Annotated in this window: 14 protein-coding genes; 4 read left to right on the top strand and 10 right to left on the bottom strand. The window is 32.7% G+C overall.

Translation table 11 applies throughout. From position 1 onward, the window contains the following. Positions 1-126: 126 nt before the first annotated feature. The 6 genes from RH81_RS02380 to RH81_RS02355 all read right to left on the bottom strand — a co-directional run bounded on the left by RH81_RS02380 (position 127) and on the right by RH81_RS02355 (position 6,536). On the bottom strand, positions 127-1,164 hold the full coding sequence (locus tag RH81_RS02380; RefSeq protein WP_033957184.1) for a vWA domain-containing protein: 1,038 nt from the start codon (positions 1,162-1,164) through the stop codon (positions 127-129). A 12-nt stretch (positions 1,165-1,176) separates the two neighbouring features. Continuing rightward, entirely contained in the window at positions 1,177-2,181 is a 1,005-nt protein-coding gene (locus RH81_RS02375) for a vWA domain-containing protein (protein ID WP_033957183.1), read from the bottom strand. Then, positions 2,181-3,821, bottom strand: coding sequence for a BatD family protein (locus tag RH81_RS02370; protein WP_420912073.1), 1,641 nt, complete (start codon positions 3,819-3,821; stop codon positions 2,181-2,183). Before RH81_RS02370 ends, RH81_RS02375 begins: the two co-directional genes overlap by 1 nt. Positions 3,822-3,872: 51 nt before the next feature. Then, a complete protein-coding gene (locus RH81_RS02365) occupies positions 3,873-4,736 on the bottom strand; it encodes a DUF58 domain-containing protein (protein ID WP_033957180.1) in 864 nt (287 codons plus the stop codon). Between the two features lie 75 nt (positions 4,737-4,811). Further along, positions 4,812-5,813, bottom strand: a complete 1,002-nt coding sequence (locus RH81_RS02360; RefSeq protein ID WP_033957177.1) for an AAA family ATPase — start codon at positions 5,811-5,813, stop codon at positions 4,812-4,814. A gap of 153 nt (positions 5,814-5,966) precedes the next feature. After that, complete coding sequence (locus RH81_RS02355; RefSeq protein WP_033957173.1) at positions 5,967-6,536, bottom strand: DUF4382 domain-containing protein; 570 nt, start codon at positions 6,534-6,536, stop codon at positions 5,967-5,969. 105 nt (positions 6,537-6,641) lie between these two features. Between RH81_RS02355 and RH81_RS02350 the strand changes: the two genes are divergently transcribed. Together RH81_RS02350 and RH81_RS02345 are read left to right on the top strand one after the other, a co-directional pair. Next, positions 6,642-7,505 (top strand): aldo/keto reductase, encoded by an 864-nt coding sequence (locus RH81_RS02350; RefSeq protein ID WP_033957171.1) that lies wholly within the window; start codon positions 6,642-6,644, stop codon positions 7,503-7,505. A 35-nt stretch (positions 7,506-7,540) separates the two neighbouring features. Beyond that, on the top strand, positions 7,541-8,674 hold the full coding sequence (locus tag RH81_RS02345) for an ATP-binding protein (RefSeq protein WP_033957170.1): 1,134 nt from the start codon (positions 7,541-7,543) through the stop codon (positions 8,672-8,674). A gap of 384 nt (positions 8,675-9,058) precedes the next feature. On the opposite strand, the gene RH81_RS02340 is transcribed toward RH81_RS02345, so the two are convergent. The 3 genes from RH81_RS02340 to amaB form a co-directional block, all read right to left on the bottom strand. Continuing rightward, on the bottom strand, positions 9,059-10,249 hold the full coding sequence (locus RH81_RS02340) for a DUF1501 domain-containing protein (protein ID WP_033957690.1): 1,191 nt from the start codon (positions 10,247-10,249) through the stop codon (positions 9,059-9,061). A 2-nt stretch (positions 10,250-10,251) separates the two neighbouring features. Beyond that, complete coding sequence (locus RH81_RS02335) at positions 10,252-11,625, bottom strand: DUF1800 domain-containing protein (protein ID WP_033957169.1); 1,374 nt, start codon at positions 11,623-11,625, stop codon at positions 10,252-10,254. Positions 11,626-11,756: 131 nt separating this feature from the next. After that, positions 11,757-13,310 (bottom strand): L-piperidine-6-carboxylate dehydrogenase, encoded by a 1,554-nt coding sequence (gene amaB / locus RH81_RS02330; protein WP_033957166.1) that lies wholly within the window; start codon positions 13,308-13,310, stop codon positions 11,757-11,759. A 334-nt stretch (positions 13,311-13,644) separates the two neighbouring features. Here amaB and RH81_RS02325 point away from each other — a divergent pair, with 334 nt between their 5' ends. Both RH81_RS02325 and RH81_RS02320 read left to right on the top strand, forming a co-directional pair. Beyond that, positions 13,645-19,233, top strand: a complete 5,589-nt coding sequence (locus RH81_RS02325) for an alpha-2-macroglobulin family protein (RefSeq protein WP_033957163.1) — start codon at positions 13,645-13,647, stop codon at positions 19,231-19,233. A 3-nt stretch (positions 19,234-19,236) separates the two neighbouring features. Then, positions 19,237-19,548: an antibiotic biosynthesis monooxygenase family protein gene (locus RH81_RS02320; protein WP_033957154.1), complete on the top strand. Its 312-nt coding sequence runs from the start codon at positions 19,237-19,239 to the stop codon at positions 19,546-19,548. Position 19,549: 1 nt separating this feature from the next. On the opposite strand, the gene RH81_RS02315 is transcribed toward RH81_RS02320, so the two are convergent. Further along, the coding region (locus RH81_RS02315) for a T9SS type B sorting domain-containing protein (RefSeq protein WP_033956740.1) at positions 19,550-20,012 on the bottom strand (463 nt) is incomplete at its 5' end.

Genomic DNA, 20,012 nt, shown 5'->3' with positions numbered 1-20,012 from the left:
TCAAATTTAAACCTAGGATAATATGTTATTGTATTGACTTTCATGTTATGTAAACAGCAATATAAAAAACTGTTAGACGTGTTATAGTTAAAGATTTTATAAAATATTCTAATACTATTTTAAAGGTTAAAAATTCTCGTTAAAAAGGTTCAATCGTTTTAACCATCCTGTTTTTCGTTCTAAAAATAGAATATCAATGAATAAAAAGAAGATTGCAAATCCTAAAAACCACTGAAATTGATCTTTAAAATCGGCGAACTCTTTTGCCTCAAATTCCGTTTTGTCCATTTTATTGAGAATACCTCTAATAGCATCAACTACTTCGATTGTATTACTTCCATTGATGTAAGATCCATTTGCTTCCGCAGCAATTTCTTTAAGTGTATCTTCATTTAATTTGGTAGTAACGACTTCTCCATTATTATCTTTTTTATAATTTAAAAGAACCCCATTTCTTTTAATTGGAATTGGTCCTCCTTTGACATCACCAACACCAATCGTGAAAATTCGAATGCCTTCATTATTCGCCTCTTCTGCTACACTTGCAGCTTCATCTGTATGATCTTCACCATCTGAAATAATAATGAGAACTCTATTGGTTTGCTCTTCATTATCAAAATAAGTCTTTGCTAATTCAATAGCTTCACTAATTGCGGTTCCTTGCGAAGACAACATATCAGTATTCATATTCTGTAAGAACATTTTTGCTGAGGCGTAATCTGTTGTAATTGGTAACTGCGGAAATGCTTTTCCCGCATAAGCGATAATACCTACGCGATCACTTGCCAAATTATTAATGATTTGAGTGACGAGTTGTTTAGATTTTTCTAAACGATTAGGTGCAATGTCTTCAGCTAACATACTTTTAGAAACATCAAGAGCAAACACAATATCAACACCTTCTCGTTTAACGGTTTCTAGTTTAGTTCCAATTTTTGGATTAACTAATGCAATCGACAAACATGCAAAGGCTAAACACAAAACAATAACCTTTAAAATAGATTTAAACAACGATTGGTTAGGGCTTAAGCGCTTAAGAAGTGCTTTATTAGCAAAACGTTTTTGAGCTTTATACTTCCAAATTTGAAGCACAACAAAAAGCAGGATAATTGCTGGAATTATCATTAAAACCCAAAGCCATATTTTTTCTTCTAATTGAAACATGTTTTTTACTTTCTAAACAAAACTTCTAAAAATTGTGTATCGCAACATTAATTCTAATAATATGAGCAAACCAGCCAAAATAACGAGTGGTCTATATTTCTCTTCGTAATTATAGAATTTAAATTCTTCAACTTCTGTTTTTTCTAATTTGTTGATTTCGCCATATATTTCTACGAGCTTTTTATTATTGTTAGCTCTAAAATATTTACCGCCTGTTACTTCTGCTATTTCTTTTAATAAATCTTCATCAATTTCAACTTGAACTCTTCCATATTGAAATGATCCATTTGGTTTGATCCTAATTGGAGACAATGCCATACCATTAGTTCCTAAACCGATTGTATAAGTTTTAATACCATACTCAACGGCTAGTTCACTTGCAATTTTTGGATCTATAAAGCCCGAATTATTAACTCCATCAGTTAGTAAAATAATGACTTTACTTTTGGCTTTACTATCTTTTAATCTATTCACAGAAGTTGCTAAACCCATTCCGATAGCAGTTCCTCCTTCAATAATCGTATTGTATTTAATATCTCTAAGTGATCGTAACACAATTGCTTTATCACTTGTAATTGGAGTCTTTGTATAGCTTTCTCCTGCATACTCGACAAGACCAATTCTATCATTAGGTCTTCCTTGGATAAACTGAGCAGCAACTTTCTTTAAGGCTTCTAGTCTGTTGGGTAATAAATCTTTTGCCAACATACTTGCCGAAACATCAATTGCCATAACAATATCAATACCTCTAGTTGTTTTTGTCTTTGAAGACACATCAACAGTTCTAGGTCTTGCTAGTGCTGTAATTAGTAATCCCAATGCTAAAAGTCTTAATATAAATAGAACTGGTTTTAAATGTGACAGCCATGATGTAGAGATTTTAAATCCTTTTATGCTAGACATTTTAAGTTCTGCCGTTTGCTTTTTCATGGTAAACAAATACCATACTATAGCTATTGGTATTATTAATAACAACCAGAACCATTCTTTATTTAAAAACTCTATTCCTTCTAACATTATTCCTCTGCTTTTTTAAGTTCTAATGAATTCAAAATACGTTCTACCATCTGACCTGCATAATCATCATTTTCTCTCCATTGAATGATAATTTGTTGTCTTACATTTTCAGATTTAAACAAAATAATAATATAACTAGCTGGTTTAAGATCACCATCAATCTCAAGTGTCATTGTTCCATAGGTCTTTAAGCCTTCCGCAGCATTAGGCGTAATAAACTGTTCTCTTTTTACCGTAATATCTTTGGCACCTAAAGACTCTAAACGCTCTATGAATTTTTCAGAAGCAGATAATAACTCTTTCCCTTTTGCTTCATCAGTCGCAAATAGTTTTTTCTCTTCTTCAGTATAGTTGAATCCGGTTGTACTCACTTGAACATCTAGTCCAGAATTAAGAGAGATGTATCTAAATGTGGTATTTGATATTTTATCTTTAAGTTCATCTGGCAACTCTATCACTTCTCGTTTAAGAACCTTAGGTGTACTAATCATTACAGGTGGTACGCCATATTCACTTCTTACCCAATTACCTTCTAAAAGTTCTTTACTTTCATGACCAATTAGCGTGTCTTTAACGTAAGTAAATCCATATTTAATACCAAATCCAACAAAGGTTGCAATTATTAAAAACAGTGAAATAAATACAGTAATTAGTACTTTTCTGCGTTTCTTTTTGCGCTCTTGGTTTTCCTTGTATTGTTCGTTCAGTAATTTTTCTTCTTCGGTTGGCTCTGGTAAGGCTTCTTTTACATGATCTATTTCTATATCAATAGTATTTCTATCCAATTTGGCGAGTTCAACATCTGGAGCAGACTTAGCGAATTTCACTAAATCGGCACGTTTTAAAATGGTTTCGAGGTTTCGAATATCATTTTTGCTTAATTCAATCTGATTGGCATCTTTTAGAAGATTCAATCTTGAAATTAATTCATCTGTTGTACTCTCAAGAGATTTTTCATAAACTTTTTCATCCAGATATTTCCTTATAATAAAGGTTAATTCTGAATAATAGTCTTTCAATTCTGAATTTTCCAAATATGTACTTTCATCTAACTGTTTAAGAGCTAATTTCGCTCTGTCATAAGGTGGAAGCAATGCTATTTTAGCTTCTTCAGTTAAAGGTTTTTTTCTCCAAATAAACCAATACAATAAAAACGCAACAAGAGCTACTGCTAATAGAATGCCTAAAATTATTAACCATCGATTGCTACTGCTCTTTTCTACTTCTATAAAAGGCTTAATATCGTAAAGTCCTTGTTTTGTTGTGTCTACTTCAATATTTGATACTTCAACACGTAACGAATCTGTAAAGAAGGTTTTAGTACCTATTATAATTTTTTGTTTCGGAATGGTATAAGAACCAGAATCAAATTGTGTTAATCCGTAGGTTTTAATTAATTGGTACTTAGCATCATTTTTTGTTGTGTCTACCTTATAAGATTCAATCATTTCCAAAGGCGAAAATGTTTGCCCTTCAGGAAAAACAACCAAATCAGTAGTGTCAGCTTCAACCTCAACCTTAAATGTTATTTGTTGGCCAATTTTTATTTTAGTAGAATCTATAGAAGATTTGACTTGAGCTAACAAATTAAAAGGCACAAGTAAAAAGGCAATAGCAAATAACCATAGCAATTTAGCCATATCATTATTTTCTTTTTTATGCATTTCTATTCTCTTCACTTTTAACTTTATTTATCTTCTTTTAAAATAGCCTAACAGCTTTTTTACATAACTTTCATCAACGCGACAGTGGATTGTTCCAGCTCCAGACTTTGTAAACGTATTTTTATAGAATTCTACTTTTTCTTGGTAATACGAACTATAATTAGATCTAACTTTTTTAGAACTCGTATTTACTAGAACTAGTTCTCCTGTTTCTTCATCTTGCATTTGAACCATTCCTAAATTCGGAATGCTTTCTTCATGCTTATCATAAATTCTAATTCCTGTAATATCATGTTTACCTGCAGCAATTTTAAGCGTTTGTTTATAATCGTCGGCAATAAAATCACTTAGCACAAAAACAATAGCTTTCTTTTTCATCACATTAGACAAAAACTTTAAAGCCACAGAAATATTAGTCAGTTTACTTTTAGGTTTAAATTCAATAAGTTCACGAATAATTCTCAATACGTGAGAACGTCCTTTTTTTGGTGGAATGTAAAGTTCTATTTGATCTGAAAACAAAATCAATCCAATTTTATCATTGTTTTGTGTTGCAGAAAACGCTAAGGTAGCTCCGATTTCAGTTGCAATTTCATTTTTAAATTGTTCATCTGTTCCAAACAATTTTGATCCCGAAATATCTACCATAAGCATCATAGTGAGCTCACGTTCTTCTTCAAAAACTTTCACATATGGTTCGTTATAACGCGCTGTAACATTCCAATCAATGTTTCTTACATCATCACCAAATTGATACTGTCTTACTTCAGAAAAAGTCATACCTCGACCTTTGAAAGTCGAATGATATTCGCCTCCAAAAATATGATCAGACAATCGTCTTGTCTTAATCTCAATTTTTCGTACTTTTTTTAGTAATTCCTTAGTATCCATTATTCAACCTATGTCGTAGATTTTTTTGATTTACGATTATATAATCGTGATTCTGTATTCTAAAATCTATATATACTATGGCACTTCAATTTCATTAACAATCTTATTAATGATGTCTTCTGAAGTTACATTTTCAGCTTCAGCTTCATAAGTAATCCCAATTCTATGACGTAATACATCGTGAACAATCGCACGAACATCTTCAGGAATCACATAACCACGGCGCTTTATAAACGCGTAACATTTTGCGGCAACAGCTAAATTGATACTACCACGAGGTGATGCTCCAAATGAAATTAATGGTTTTAATTCTGCCAATCTATATTTTTCTGGATAACGAGTTGCGAAAATAATATCAAGAATATACTTCTCTATTTTCTCATCCATGTATACTTCTCTAACTGCTTCTTGAGCTTTTAGAATTTGTGCAACCGAAACTACTGGATTCACCTTGTCCCAAGACCCCTTAAGATTAGCTCTCATAATGAGTTGCTCTTCATCTTGTTTTGGATAATCAATAACCGTTTTAAGCATAAAACGATCGATTTGAGCTTCTGGTAAAGGATAGGTTCCTTCTTGCTCAATAGGGTTTTGAGTTGCCATTACTAAAAATGGTTTATCTAAAATAAAAGTCTCATCACCAATAGTTACTTGCTTTTCTTGCATGGCTTCTAATAATGCCGATTGTACTTTTGCAGGCGCTCTATTGATTTCATCTGCTAAAACAAAGTTAGCAAAAATAGGTCCTTTCTTAATTGAGAAATCATTGATCTTCATGTTATAAATCATTGTACCAACAACATCTGCAGGAAGTAGATCTGGTGTAAACTGAATTCTACTAAAACTTCCATCGATAGCTTTTGACAACGTATTAATGGCTAAAGTTTTTGCAAGACCAGGAACACCTTCAAGTAAAATATGTCCTTGTCCTAATAATCCAATTAGTAATCTTTCGACCATATGCTTTTGGCCAACAATTACTTTGTTCATTTCCATCATTAACAAATCAACAAAAGCACTTTCTCTTTCAATTTTCTCATTGATCGATTTAATATCGATTGTACCTGTTTCTTCCATTATATATAAATTTTAAAGGCTATAATTCTATCTAATTTATTTAGGTACGCAAATTGTTAAAATTTTTCTTTGTTTGCTGTTAAGAATTGGTTAAAAAATAAAGAGCAGTGCTGGATTGCACTGCTCTTTTAAGATATATATTTTATAAATTGTCTAATACAAATTATAAAGTCGCATTTCAGTATTCATTTTTGGATTTAATTTCGCTTCATTTTGAGAAGGAAAACGCACAGATTCATCAATATTTAATTCTATTGTAAAATCATAGAGTTTGTTTTCAACTAGTTGTTTCTCAAGCACATTGACTGAAGCATGGTCGTAATCAGATTCTATATCAATGATATACTCAACACCATTCTTAACCAAGGTATTCTCGTCTCCAAGAACTAATTTTATATTATAAATAAATTCAGAAGGTACTTGTTCAAAATCAACCAAAGTAATAACTTGATTACCTGTGAAATCTGTTAAATCATGGATGCCTGTGTTAATTGCATTTAAACTTAACCAAGCATTTGGATCGGTTTCGTCTTCTAAAACTCTTAGTTGTACATCTAATATTTCAAGATTAAATCTATTTAATTGTGATTGAGTTCCTAAGAGTTTAACATTAACTAAACTATTTTCTATTGGAGAAGACTCTTCTTCTTTTGTGCAATTAGTAAATAGTGATAAGAAAATTAAACAGAGTAAAACTATTTTGATTTTTAAGAGGAATTTCATGATTTGGAGTCAATTAATAATTACAAAACAATGATACCTCATTACACAAGATTTGACTATTTTTATACATGAATTGCATAAAAAACTATATAAACTGAAAAAAAAGTGAAATATTCTCGATTAATTGCAGGTGCCATGACTTGGGGAAGTTGGGGAAAACAGTATTCAAAAAAAGACATGATTTCATTAATGCATCATTGTCTTGAAAATACCATTACAACATTTGATCATGCAGACATTTATGGTGACTACACTACAGAATCCGACTTTGGAAATGCTTTTGCAGAAAGCGGTATAAAACGAGAAGACCTTCAACTCATCTCAAAATGCGGTATTCAATATATGAGTGAAACCAGAAAAAATACTGTTAAACATTATGATTATAGTAAAGACTATATTGTTTGGTCTGCAGAAACCTCTTTAAAACAATTAAAAACAGATTATTTAGATCTCTTTTTACTTCATAGACCGAGTCCTTTAATGGATCCTGATGAAATTTCTGAAGCAATTACCACGTTAAAGCAACAAGGTAAAATCAAAAATTTTGGAGTATCAAATTTTACACCTTCACAGGTTGAATTAGTATCTAACGCCGTAGATGTTTCAGCAAATCAAATTGAATTTTCTTTAACGCAACCTTCTGCAATGCACAATGGCTCATTGGACCAAATGTTGCTTAAAAATATTAAACCAATGGCCTGGTCTCCTTTGGGTAGCGTATTTAGAGAAGACAACGAACAAACACGACGTATCCACAAACAACTTGGAGAGCTCAGAGACGTTTATAATGCAACTGAAGATCAATTGTTATTAGCATGGATTTTAAAACATCCTGCTAAGATTCATCCAGTGATTGGCACAACCAGTAAAAACAGAATTACAGATGCTAAGAAGGCAGAAAGCATAGACTTAAAACTCGAAGATTGGTTTAAAATATTAGTGGCTTCACAAGGTCATAAAGTTCCTTAAAAAGGACACCAACACAAAATAAGACTTAAATATTAATGATCAACAAACGTCTTTTAATTAAAAACTTATTAGCTCATAATGATGAGAACAGTTTTTATGATAAAAAACGAAAAATAGACATTACACATAAAGAAGGAAAAGCAAAATTTTTAAAGCACATCTGTGCACTTTCAAATAGCAACCCGAAAAACAATTCTTATATTGTAATTGGTGTTGAAGATGAGGACAATAAAATTATAGGTGTTGATTTTTTTGACGATAGTAAAATTCAGAATCTCATCAACGCATATTTAGCTCATCCACCTATTGTTCAATATGAAAACATTCCGTTTCCACATTTGCCAGACAACAAAGTCGTAGGTCTAGTTACTATTAGAGCCATTGATAAAATCACATCGCTTCGAAAAAACATCTGGAAATATTATGGTGGCTCTGTCTTTTTTAGAGATGGCAGCATGAGCATGCCAAAAGTATTTGACATAGAAATTAAAGATGTAAACTCAAAAATTGTTTCTGCAATTGAATCTCATGCTCAAAACAATATTCAATACACGCTTGATGGAGTCTTTGATTTTCTTAATAAACGAAAAGACTTTAATCCGCAGTACAAAGTATTTAAAGAGTATTTTGTGTTGTGTTGGTCTGGACAGAAAAAAACAGTTAAAAATAAAGTCTATTATTCTAGAGTAGATATTGAGTTGGTTAATGAACAAGTGCGTTTGTTTTTTTCTACGTTAGACGAAGTTACTATAACCTTTAATGATAACTCTTTCCAAATTATTGAATATGTGAGTCTCGGACTTCAAAACTCGTTTAAGTATTATGAATTAGAAGAAACCATTATTCATTTTGAGGACAATGCGCATTACAACATTGAAACCAATCTTTTATTTGAACCTCCTCAGTTTGATAAAAAGGTATTACATCACATTTACAATTCTAATAATGCTTTATTAGAAAAACTTAAAAAAGGCTTATCGTTAAACAAAAATGAAATGCTGGATTTAAGAAACCTTCCTGCTACTTATCTTATTTGCTATCTCAATTTATTTCATGAAGCTATTGACAAATTAAATGAAGCAAAACCTTATTTAAAAAAACACAGTGAAACAATTTACGATTCATATCAAGAAGTGACACGGATTTTAAGGAAAGTCAAATACAGTTAATCGAAGAAATTTAGCACAAATTGTCATTCGACCATTTTTTTCTGCTAATTGTAGTATTTATTATAAATGAACTCTACTTTTCACGATGTTTGCCTTGCTATTAATCAATTACACATAACCTTATTTCAAAGTCGACTTGTCGAATTAGAAGTAAGGTTTTTGTTTTTTGTAGGATTATTTTTCTTCTGAAATTATCCAAAAGATTCTTTTATTACTAAGATGAATCGAATAAATGCCATTCATACAGTTTTTTTTACCACTCATAGTTTTATTTGAAAAGCGACTCTTTTTTTTACGATGTTTGCTTTGCTATTAATCAATTACAAACAATCTTGTTTCAATCGGGTTTCCGATAAAGAAACGAGATTTTTGTTTTTTAGGGCATTAAATGAAATCTAACTTTGGAAAGTTTTTGTTTAATATAGTTTTGTCTTCAACGGCAAGCCACTTTCCTAATACTGTAGCATAAATAGATCTGAAGTCTACAGAGTATTTTAAATCTCCGTTATCATCTAAGTTTGATAAGCTAGCCAATTCGTTATAGAAACCTGGTTTTTTTAATTGATTACCAATGATGAAAAGATTACTTGCTGCTCCATGATCTGTACCATTAGCAGCGTTTTGTTTCACGCGTCTGCCAAATTCAGAAAAGGTTAAGATAAGCGTGTCGTCAAATGTTCCTTGCTGTTTCAAGTCTGAAACGAAAGCTTCAATCCCTTCTGCATAAATTTTTAGCAATCTCGATTGTTTGTTTGGTTGTCCGGCATGCGTATCAAAACCTCCTAATGACGAATAAAACACTTTAGTTTCAATTCCAGAATTAATTAGTCTTGAAGTGGTCTTTAACTGATTTGCGAATTCGTTATTTGGATACTCCTGTTTGTTTGAGGTTGTTTTATGCTTTTCGAAAATATATTTTGCTGAAGACTCTGCAGCAATTATTGTTTTATATAAGTATCCCAAATTATGTTCGCTCAAATGCTCATCTTGATAATGCTGAAGTACATTTTTAAAATAAGGATCTTGAGAAGTTCGAAATAGGGTTTGCGGATTTTTAGTTGCAATTCCATTGATATTTTGCCCTTTCAATGCTAAAGATAAACTATCATCAATCTCAATGGCATTATATGGTTTATTGCCATATGCATCTAGATAGCGACCAATCCAACCTGTTTGTAAATACTGATCCGAATTACTTGCGGTTTGCCAAATATCTGTTGATCTAAAATGAGAACGATTAGGATTTGGATACCCAACATTATTGATAATGGTTAAATGGCCTTGATCGTATAACTTTTTTAAAGGCTGCAAATTAGAATGAAAACCTAAGTCATCTGTAACTTTAATTATTTCATTTTTTTTAATACCAATGGTTGGTCTATTACGATAATACACATCATGATTAAATGGAATAATTGTATTTAAACCATCGTTACCACCAGCAAGCTGAATAATTACCAAACGTTTATAACCTAAACCAGTCGTGGCTAAATTTTCGAAAGCCTTTACAAAATTTGGCACGAAAAATAGACTACTCGCTAATGTGGATTGTTTAAAAAAATGTCTTCTATCCATAATTAACACATTTGATATTCTGGTAATGACATGAGTTGCACACAAAAATTTCGTTTTGAGTTTTGACTTAATGTCTTTAAATAGGTTTCTGTTCCGTCGCTTAATTCTGGGATAATAAGTTGATGATTTAAATCTTCAAAAGAAGAATTACTGAATTCCTTATCAAAAGTCTCCCAATCTATCTTTGCTGAAACAAACTTGTTTATCTTCTTTTTTGAGTAGTATTTCTCAAAATTATCTTCAAAGTCACCCTTTTCTTTAATCGATATTTTAGCATTTGATAATATGATTGAAGGCAACTTTAACCGCAGCATAATCGTATTACTATCAATCCAACTTTTTCCACCTTTCCATCCTGCAACATTTGGCGGATTTAATAATATCTGTCCTAATAGTTTCTGAATTTTAAGTACATCTTTAGTTTTTTTAAACTCTACAGGAACCGTTCTAGTCATTCCAACCAAAAACTCAATAGGTGATTTAATTTTTGTGCCTTTATTTTTTTCTTCATAAAACCAATCAGACATAAACACATGTCTCATTAGATTTTCAATATCGTAATCTTTATAAAAAACGTTTGCTAATTCTTCAACTCTCTCTTCATTAATGGTATCATTAACAAAGTAATTGTAGATTTTTCGACAGACAAAACGAGCGCATTGTTTTTGGTCTAATATCATATCAATAATATCATCACCATCATATCGTCCTGTATGACCAAAAAACGTTTTAAAATCATAGTCATGCTGAAGTTTTCGAAATGCAAATTCTCCTTCATAATTATGACTATAACCAGTAAACGCTCTAGCACTTTCTTTAATATCTTCTTCTGAATAATGGCCTTCACCAAGTGTAAACAACTCCATTAATTCCCTTGCGAAATTCTCATTTGGTTTTTGTTTCCGGTTTTGCTTATTATTTAAATATTTAAGCATTGCAGCTTCCTTAGAAATGGCTTTTACAAAGTCTCCAAAATTCCCTAAAGCATTATTTCTTATAATATTATTGTATTGTTTTACATGAAAAATATTATTGTCTCGACACACAAAATGGTTTGCCCAAAACAAGGTCATTTTTTCTCTTAAAAGTTCATCAGTAGTTACAAGTCTGTTAACCCAAATCGTGTTGAATACTTTTAATTTTTCTGTGCTTTTATTAATGAACTCACGTCGTTTACTTTTATCTTTTAAAACAGATTTCATAGTAAAATGGTCTAACTCTGAAGTATCAATTTCTAATCGACTTGGACTTGAAGAATTTTGAAACAACTCATTTACCACCTGGTGCTTATCCATATTAGATAAGGTTTTAAGCTGATTTGGTGTAACTCCAAAACCGGCTCTCCAATATAAATGCTGAATATCTTGTTGTTTCATACGTATATGACTCGATAACTAATGCTAAGTTTAATTATATACATTCAAAAATGATTCCAAAGATTAACGCACAAAAAAACCGTCTCAATATTTGAAACGGTTTTTCTAAGTCAATTGTTATAAACTAAAATCTATAAATCAAATTTTATTCCTTGAGCTAAAGGCAATTCATCAGAATAGTTTACTGTATTAGTTTGTCTTCTCATGTAAACTTTCCATGCATCAGAACCAGACTCACGTCCACCTCCAGTTTCTTTTTCACCACCAAAAGCACCACCAATCTCAGCACCAGATGTTCCGATGTTTACGTTGGCAATTCCACAATCTGAACCAGAATAAGACAAGAATTTTTCTGCTTCTTTTAAATCGTTTGTCATGATAGCAGAAGATAAACCTTGTGCAACACCGTTTTGTTTGCCTATAGCATTCTCAACTTCTCCAGAGTATTTCATTAAGTATAAAATTGGAGCAAATGTTTCGTGTTGTACTATTTCATAATGGTTTTCAGCTTCAATAATAGCTGGTTTTACGTAACATCCACTTTCGTAACCTTCACCTTCTAAAACTCCACCATCAACTAAAACGTTTCCGCCTTCAGCTTTCGCCTTTTCGATTGCAGCTAAATATGTGTTTACAGAGTCATGATCAATTAATGGTCCAATATGATTCTTTTCGTCTAAAGGGTTTCCAATAGTTAATTGACCATAAGCACCAACAATAGCATCTCTTACTTTATCGTAAACAGATTCGTGAATAATTAATCGTCTTGTAGATGTACAACGTTGTCCACAGGTTCCTACAGCACCAAATACAGCACCAGGAACAACTACTTTTAAATCGGCAGTTGGTGTAATAATAATGGCATTATTACCACCTAATTCTAATAAAGATTTACCAAAACGTTCAGCAACAGTTGCACCAACTATTCGTCCCATTCTTGTTGAACCAGTTGCAGATACTAGAGGAATTCTAGAATCTGTTGTCATCATTTCACCTACTTTGTAATCTCCATTTATAATACAAGAAATACCTTCTGGTAAATTGTTTTCTTTTAAGATGCCTGCAATTATGTTTTGACAAGCAATTGAGCATAAAGGTGCTTTTTCAGAACCTTTCCACACACATACATCACCACAAATCCAAGCTAAAGCTGTATTCCAAGCCCAAACTGCAACAGGGAAGTTAAATGCAGAGATAATACCAACAACACCAATTGGATGCCATTGTTCTCTCATAACATGTCCTGGACGTTCAGAAGGAATTGTTTGACCATTTAGCTGTCTTGATAAACCAACAGCAAAATCACAGATATCAATCATTTCTTGAACTTCACCATAACCTTCTTGTAAAGATTTCCCCATTTCGTAAGACACTAACTTACCAAGTGGTTCTTTTAAATCTCTTAATTTGTTTCCAAATAGACGAACTATTTCTCCACGTTGTGGAGCTGGCACATCTCTCCAAGACATAAATGCTTTGGTTGCTACGTCCATTACTCTATCGTAATCTGCTCTTGTCGTTGTTTTTACTTTTCCAATTAATTGACCATCAACAGGAGAATATGACTCAATAATTTCTCCATTAGAAAAATTATCAGAACCTGTAGACGTTCCGTCATTAATGTCATGAACACCTAGTTGTTTTAAGGCCTCTTTTATTCCGAAATCGGTAGCGATTGCTTCCATATATGCTTGTATTTTATGAATTATTAAATTTTGACGCGAAGTTACTAATAAAAAGTCAGTTTTCTTTTGAACACGCCTACTTAATAATGTAACTTTAAAGCACTTATAAATACTTTCTAATTATGAGAAAATCTATCCTTTTAAATTTCCTGTTTTCAGTCCTAATAAGGAATAAAAAACGAATACTACCTAATTCTCAACGAATACTATTTTATCAATTACACATAACATAAACTAAATGTTTAAGCGCTTTGAATACTTTACATTTATAGTATTCGGCTACCAAAATGGTGATTTGAATTTTAAACACAAACCATTAAAACATTACTAAATCATGAGACTAAATCAGCTTTCTATACTCGTATTATGTCTGACCCTTGTGTTTTCTTGCAAGCAAAAAGACAGCATCACACAAGACACTGATAACCTATTTAAGTTTAGAGATTATATAAGCTATACCTCTTCAGGGTTACAATCGGTAACAGAACCTATCACAATTAATTTGGCTAAAGATGTTGATGGTTGGGAAATGGGACAGGAAATCACCGAAGATATAATTAGTGTTTCTCCTCATGTTGAAGGCACCCTTAAAACCCTAAATAAGCATACTTTGCTATTTACTCCAGACGAATACCTAGAACCTGCAACAGAATATTCAGTCTTGGTAAAGTTAGATGAGGTTTACAAGAACATGCCTAAAGACTATGAAGATTATGTGTTTCGGTTTAAAACTATAACACCTAGTTTTAGTATGAATACTAAAGATTTGCAATCTTATTCTAAAAAATGGCAATACTTAGAAGCCGTCATAAAATCGGCTGATATCATTTCGATTGAAAATGCCAAAACTTTGGTTGAAGCCTCACAAAATGGAAAACCTTTAAAAATTCATTTCAATGAATTAAATGATAATTCAAAATATTTTGAATTTAGAATCGATAGTATTAATCGTTTGGTTGAAGATTCAGAAATCATTGTAAAATGGAATGGAACACCCATAAAAGCAGATAACAAAGGTCAAAACACCTTAGCCATTCCTGGTATTAATAATTTCACCATAATTAACGTCGAATCTATAAAAAGTCCAGAGCAATATCTTTCGGTGAACTTTTCGGATCCATTAAAAAAGCAACAAAATTTTGAAGGTTTAGTGGTAATTGAAAACACCAAAGATCCAAAATTTAGTGTTGATGGAAATGTTTTAAAAATCTATCCTGAAAGAAAATTAGTTGGTGATCTTCAAGTACACATTTTTGAAGGTATTAAAAATACAGATGGTTATAAATTGAAAAAACCTTTTTCAGAAACCATTTCGTTTGAAGAATTAAAACCTATGGTTCGACTCATTAGTAACGGAACCATTTTACCAAATTCAAATGACCTCAAATTCAATTTTGAAGCCGTAAATCTGAGTGCTGTTGATGTGCGAGTAATTAAAATATTTGAAGATAACATCTTACAATTTCTTCAGGATAACCCAATGAATAGCAACAACCAAAATGAAATAAAACGTGTTGGTAGACGCATTGCTAAACAAACAATTGAATTACAAACTGCCGCAGAAAATTCTGGAAAATGGAAAGCCTACAGCATTGATTTATCAAAATTCTTTAAAGCTGATGCAGGAGCCATTTATCGTTTAGAACTCAGCTATAATAGGAAGTACTCATTGTTCGATTGCGAAACCAATCCCAATAGTGATTCGGGTGAAGATGATGAATATGACGATTACTATTATGAAGAAGACTATTATTACGAAGGTGATTACTCTAATACCAATACGGAAGATGACGATTTAAGAGAAGAAGAGTATTGGGATAATCGCACTTATAGATACCGAAACTACACACATAATTGGAGGCAACGCGAAAACCCATGTAACGATGCCTATTACAATGAAAATAAAATCGTATCTCAAAATCTACTAGCATCTAACCTAGGTGTGATTGCAAAACAAGGAGCAGATAATACTTATTATTTAGCTGTGACTAATATCTTAAATACAAATCCTGAAACTGGAGCATCTATAAAATTGTTCAATTTTCAACAACAAGAAATTGCTTCAGTATCTACAAATGGTGAAGGTTTAGCAACTATAAAAGCTAATAAACATGCGAATTTTGCTATCGTTACAAAAGGTAACAATACAAGTTATCTAAGGCTTACTGATGGCAATTCTTTATCCTTAAGTAAGTTTGATGTCTCTGGAAACAGATTACAACGCGGACTTAAGGGTTACATTTATGGTGAACGTGGTGTTTGGCGACCTGGAGACTCATTATTCTTAACCTTTATGCTGAATGATAAGGCAAATGAACTTCCTAAAGATCATCCTATAAAACTAGAAGTGACTGATCCAAACGGAAAACTTATCTATAAAAATGTCACTTCAGATAACCTGAATAATTTTTACAAGTTTATTGTGCCAACAGCTAGCGAAGGCAAAACAGGAAACTACAATGCAAAAGTATCTGTAGGAGGAGCTCAGTTTTACAAGGCTTTAAAAGTAGAAACCGTAAAGCCAAACAGACTTAAAATTAAAATTGATTTTGAAGACGAGGTACTTTCTGGAGCAAAACCTTTAGAGGGAACATTGGACGTGAAATGGTTACATGGAGCTCCAGCTAAAAGCATAAAAACTGAGGTGAAAGCAAAGTTTAGCGCTTCATATACAGGTTTTAAAAATTATAAAGGTTACATCTTTAGAGATCCTACACGTCAATTCAATTCTGAAGAACTAAATGTGTTTGAAGGCAATCTCGATGAAGATGGAAAAGCAATTATCAATACTAAACTGGATATTGGCAGAAATGCACCAGGAATGTTAAATGCTCAGTTTTTAGTGAGAGCATTTGAAAATGGAGGTGATTTTTCTTTAGATGCTTTTACCAAAACATATTCTCCATATGAATCCTACGTAGGCTTAAATTCGCCTAAAGGAAACTATTATGGTTCTTATTTTACAGATACCAATCAAACTTTTGACTTGGCTGTCGTTGATAAAAACGGAGAACCTATAAAACGTGATAATCTTGAAATAAAAGTATATAAAATTGAATGGCGATGGTGGTGGAATTCTTCTTACGATAACTTATCCAATTATGTGTCGAGTAGCTATCACAGACCTATTCTTGAGCAAAAAGCATCAACAGGAAAAAACGGAAAAACATCGTTCACTATAAAAATTCCTGAAAACGACAGAGGTCGTTACCTCATAAGAATTTATGATCCTGTGAGTGGTCATGCTACAGGTCGTACAGCTTACTTCTATAAAAACTGGTCTGGATTCTCAACTGGAAACGATAAAGAAGCTGCAAAAATGTTAGTATTTGCTTCAGATAAGGATAAATACAATGTTGGTGAAACTGCAACCATAAAATTTCCATCAGGTAGTGAAGGCAGAGCATTAGTGAGCATTGAAAATGGCTCAGATGTTATTGAATATAAATGGGTAAAAACAACCAAAGGTGAGACCACTGTTGAGATACCTATTACTTCTAAAATGGCTCCTAATGTATTTCTCAATATTTCGTTATTGCAACCTCATTCGATAACAAGTAATGATTTACCTATTCGATTGTATGGTGTAATTCCTATTTTAGTTGAAGACCCTAAAACCATTCTCGAACCAGAATTACGAATGGCTAGTGTATTACGACCAGAGCAAGAATTTGAGGTGTTCATTACAGAAAAAAACAATAAATCAATGACCTATACAATCGCAATGGTTGAAGAAGGTTTATTAGACTTAACACGTTTTAAAACACCAAACGCATGGCAGGAATTTTATTCTCGCGAAGCTCTAGGTGTAAAAACTTGGGATATTTTTGATGATGTTATTGGAGCATATTCAGGAAGTATCGATCAGGTATTTGCCATTGGTGGTGACGGGAGTGCTGCAAAAGGTAAAAACAAAAAAGCAAATCGATTTAAGCCTGTAGTTACCTATTTAGGACCATTTAAACTGGAAGCTGGTGGACGAAAATCACATATGATTAAACTACCAAATTATATTGGTGCTGTTCGTACGATGGTAATAGCAGGAAACAACGAAACGGAAGCTTATGGTAGCACGGACAAATCTGTAGAAGTTAAAAAGCCATTAATGGTATTAGCAACCTTACCAAGGAAGTTGAGTCCAGGTGAAAAAGTAACACTTCCTGTAACCGTTTTTGCAATGGAATCTAAAGTTAAAAGTGTGAACTTGACCTTGAAATTAAGTGACGGCATTTCAGTAGTTGGTGATTCTTCACAACAGTTATCATTTTCTAAGCCTGATGAGAAAATGGCGTATTTTCAATTGGATGTTAGCAAAGCTAAAGGCATTAATACTGTTGAAGTTATTGCAACGGGAAATGGAGAAAAATCGACATATAAGGTGGAATTAGATGTTGTAAATCCAAATCCGATTACTTCAAAATTCGAAAATGCTGAATTAGAAGCAGACGCCATTGAAGTCTTAGAGTTTTCAACTTTTGGAGTGCCTGGAACAAATTCAGCAACCGTAGAATTTTCCACATTACCTCCTATGGATTTCTCCAAACGGTTACAGTACTTGATTCGGTATCCTCATGGATGTGTCGAGCAAACGACCTCTGGAGTGTTCCCACAATTATACTTGAACGATATTTTCGATTTAAAGTATGAGAAGAAGCAAAAAATTCAATCTAATATCGAAAATGGTATTAAGCGTTTGGGTAATTTCCAAAGACCAAATGGAGGATTGAGTTATTGGATTGGAGAAAATACAGCCAATGATTGGGGATCAAGTTATGCTGGACATTTCATGATTGAGGCTGAAAAGAAAGGCTTCGTATTGCCATTAACCTTTAAAAGTAACTGGTTAAGATATCAAAAGCAAGCCGCTCGTGATTGGAGACCAAGTTACAGACGATACAATTCTGATTTGGCCCAAGCCTACAGATTATATACGTTGGCATTAGCTGGTAGTCCAGATTTAGCATCTATGAATAGACTACGTGAGTTTGAGGAGATTTCAAATGAAGCCAAATGGCGTTTATCCGCTGCTTACGCTTTAGCTGGACAAAAAGAAGCAAGTGAACAATTATCAAGAATTGCTAATATTGATTTTCGACCTATAGACAATAATTATTACACGTATGGTTCTGTAAACCGAAATAGAGCTATGGCACTTGAAACTATGATAATTACTAATGATCCAAAAGCAAGAGCACTTTCACAAGAGATTGCTAAAGATTTATCTAGTGACCGTTGGATGAGCACACAAACTGCTGCCTACAGTCTTTTAGCTATGGCAAAATTAGTAGAAGCAAATGGTGGGAAAAACATGAAATTCAAGTATACATGTAATGGTAAAACTGAAACTATAGATACAAAAAGTTCTATTGCACAGCGAGAGCTTACTATTGTTGATGGCTCAAATACATTGACTTTAGAAAATGGTGATAGTAATTTGGTTTATGTTAGAGTTTTAAATTCTGGGAAACTACCTTTAGGAAAAGAGTTAACTGAACAACGTGGTTTAGGTGTGTCTGTAATTTATCAAGATTTAAAAGGGAATCGTATTGATATATCCAAACTACAACAAGGTCAGGATATTATTGCAAGAATTAGTGTTAGTAATAAAGACGACAGAAGTTTAAATGACATAGCACTAACTCAAATTTTTCCATCAGGTTGGGAAATTGTAAATACGCGATTTACTGATTTTGGAGATACAACAACAAGCAATGCTAGATATACAGATATTAGAGATGATCGTGTAAACTTTTATTTTGATTTAAGAGGAAATGGAAGCAGTCATGACACTAAAGTCTTTACAGTTATGCTGAATGCGGCATACTTAGGACGTTATTATTTACCAGGAACACAAGTAGAAGCTATGTACGACAATGATTTCTTTGTAAGAACCAAAGGGCGTTGGATTACAGTTGAAAAATAATTTATGAAAAACGATACAGCATATTACGCAGTCATTTTTACGTCTACCCATTCTGAAAACACAGAAGGCTATATTGATATGGCAAATCAAATGGAAACTTTAGCAAAATCACAAAATGGCTTTTTAGACATTGAAAGCGCAAAAGATTCAATTGGAATCACAGTCAGTTATTGGGAAAGTTTGGAGGCTATTAAAAATTGGAAACAACACACTGATCATTTGGTCGCACAACAAAAAGGCAAACAAGATTGGTACAACTGGTATAAAGTAAGAATTTGTAAAGTGGAACGTGAGTATGAATTCTTTAGAGACTAATCTACCTTTTCAGGGTGAAATGGGCTTTAAATTCTTTACGTTCTCCGGTATTTGGTTCATTGTACTCTACTACAAACCAGTAGTCACTCGTTGGCATTGGGTTTCCATTATAGGTACCATTCCAACCTTCACTCGAGGGACTTATCTGTTTTATTAGTTTTCCGTACCTGTCAAATATATAAATTTTTGCGCTTGGTTGGTCCGCAATACCTTTAATGTTCCATGTGTCATTATAACTATCTCCATTTGGTGTGAAAAACTTCGGGTAATCCATTACAGTTACCTTATCACTCGCAAATCCACAGCCTATCTTATCTCGTACATCTATATCATGCTCGCCGGCTGATACATCTGTAAAGGTATTACTATCCTGCCATGCTCCATCATCTAATCGATACTCATAATCACCAGGTCCTGTAACTGTAACAACTATAATATGCAATTCTGAAAAGGCATCTGTTGTT

Origin of the sequence: Psychroserpens jangbogonensis, from assembly GCF_000797465.1 — a bacterium.
Taxonomy (GTDB): domain Bacteria; phylum Bacteroidota; class Bacteroidia; order Flavobacteriales; family Flavobacteriaceae; genus Psychroserpens; species Psychroserpens jangbogonensis.
The sequence above is the reverse complement of the archived record's forward strand: the minus strand, read 5'-3'. Positions and strand labels throughout refer to the sequence as shown.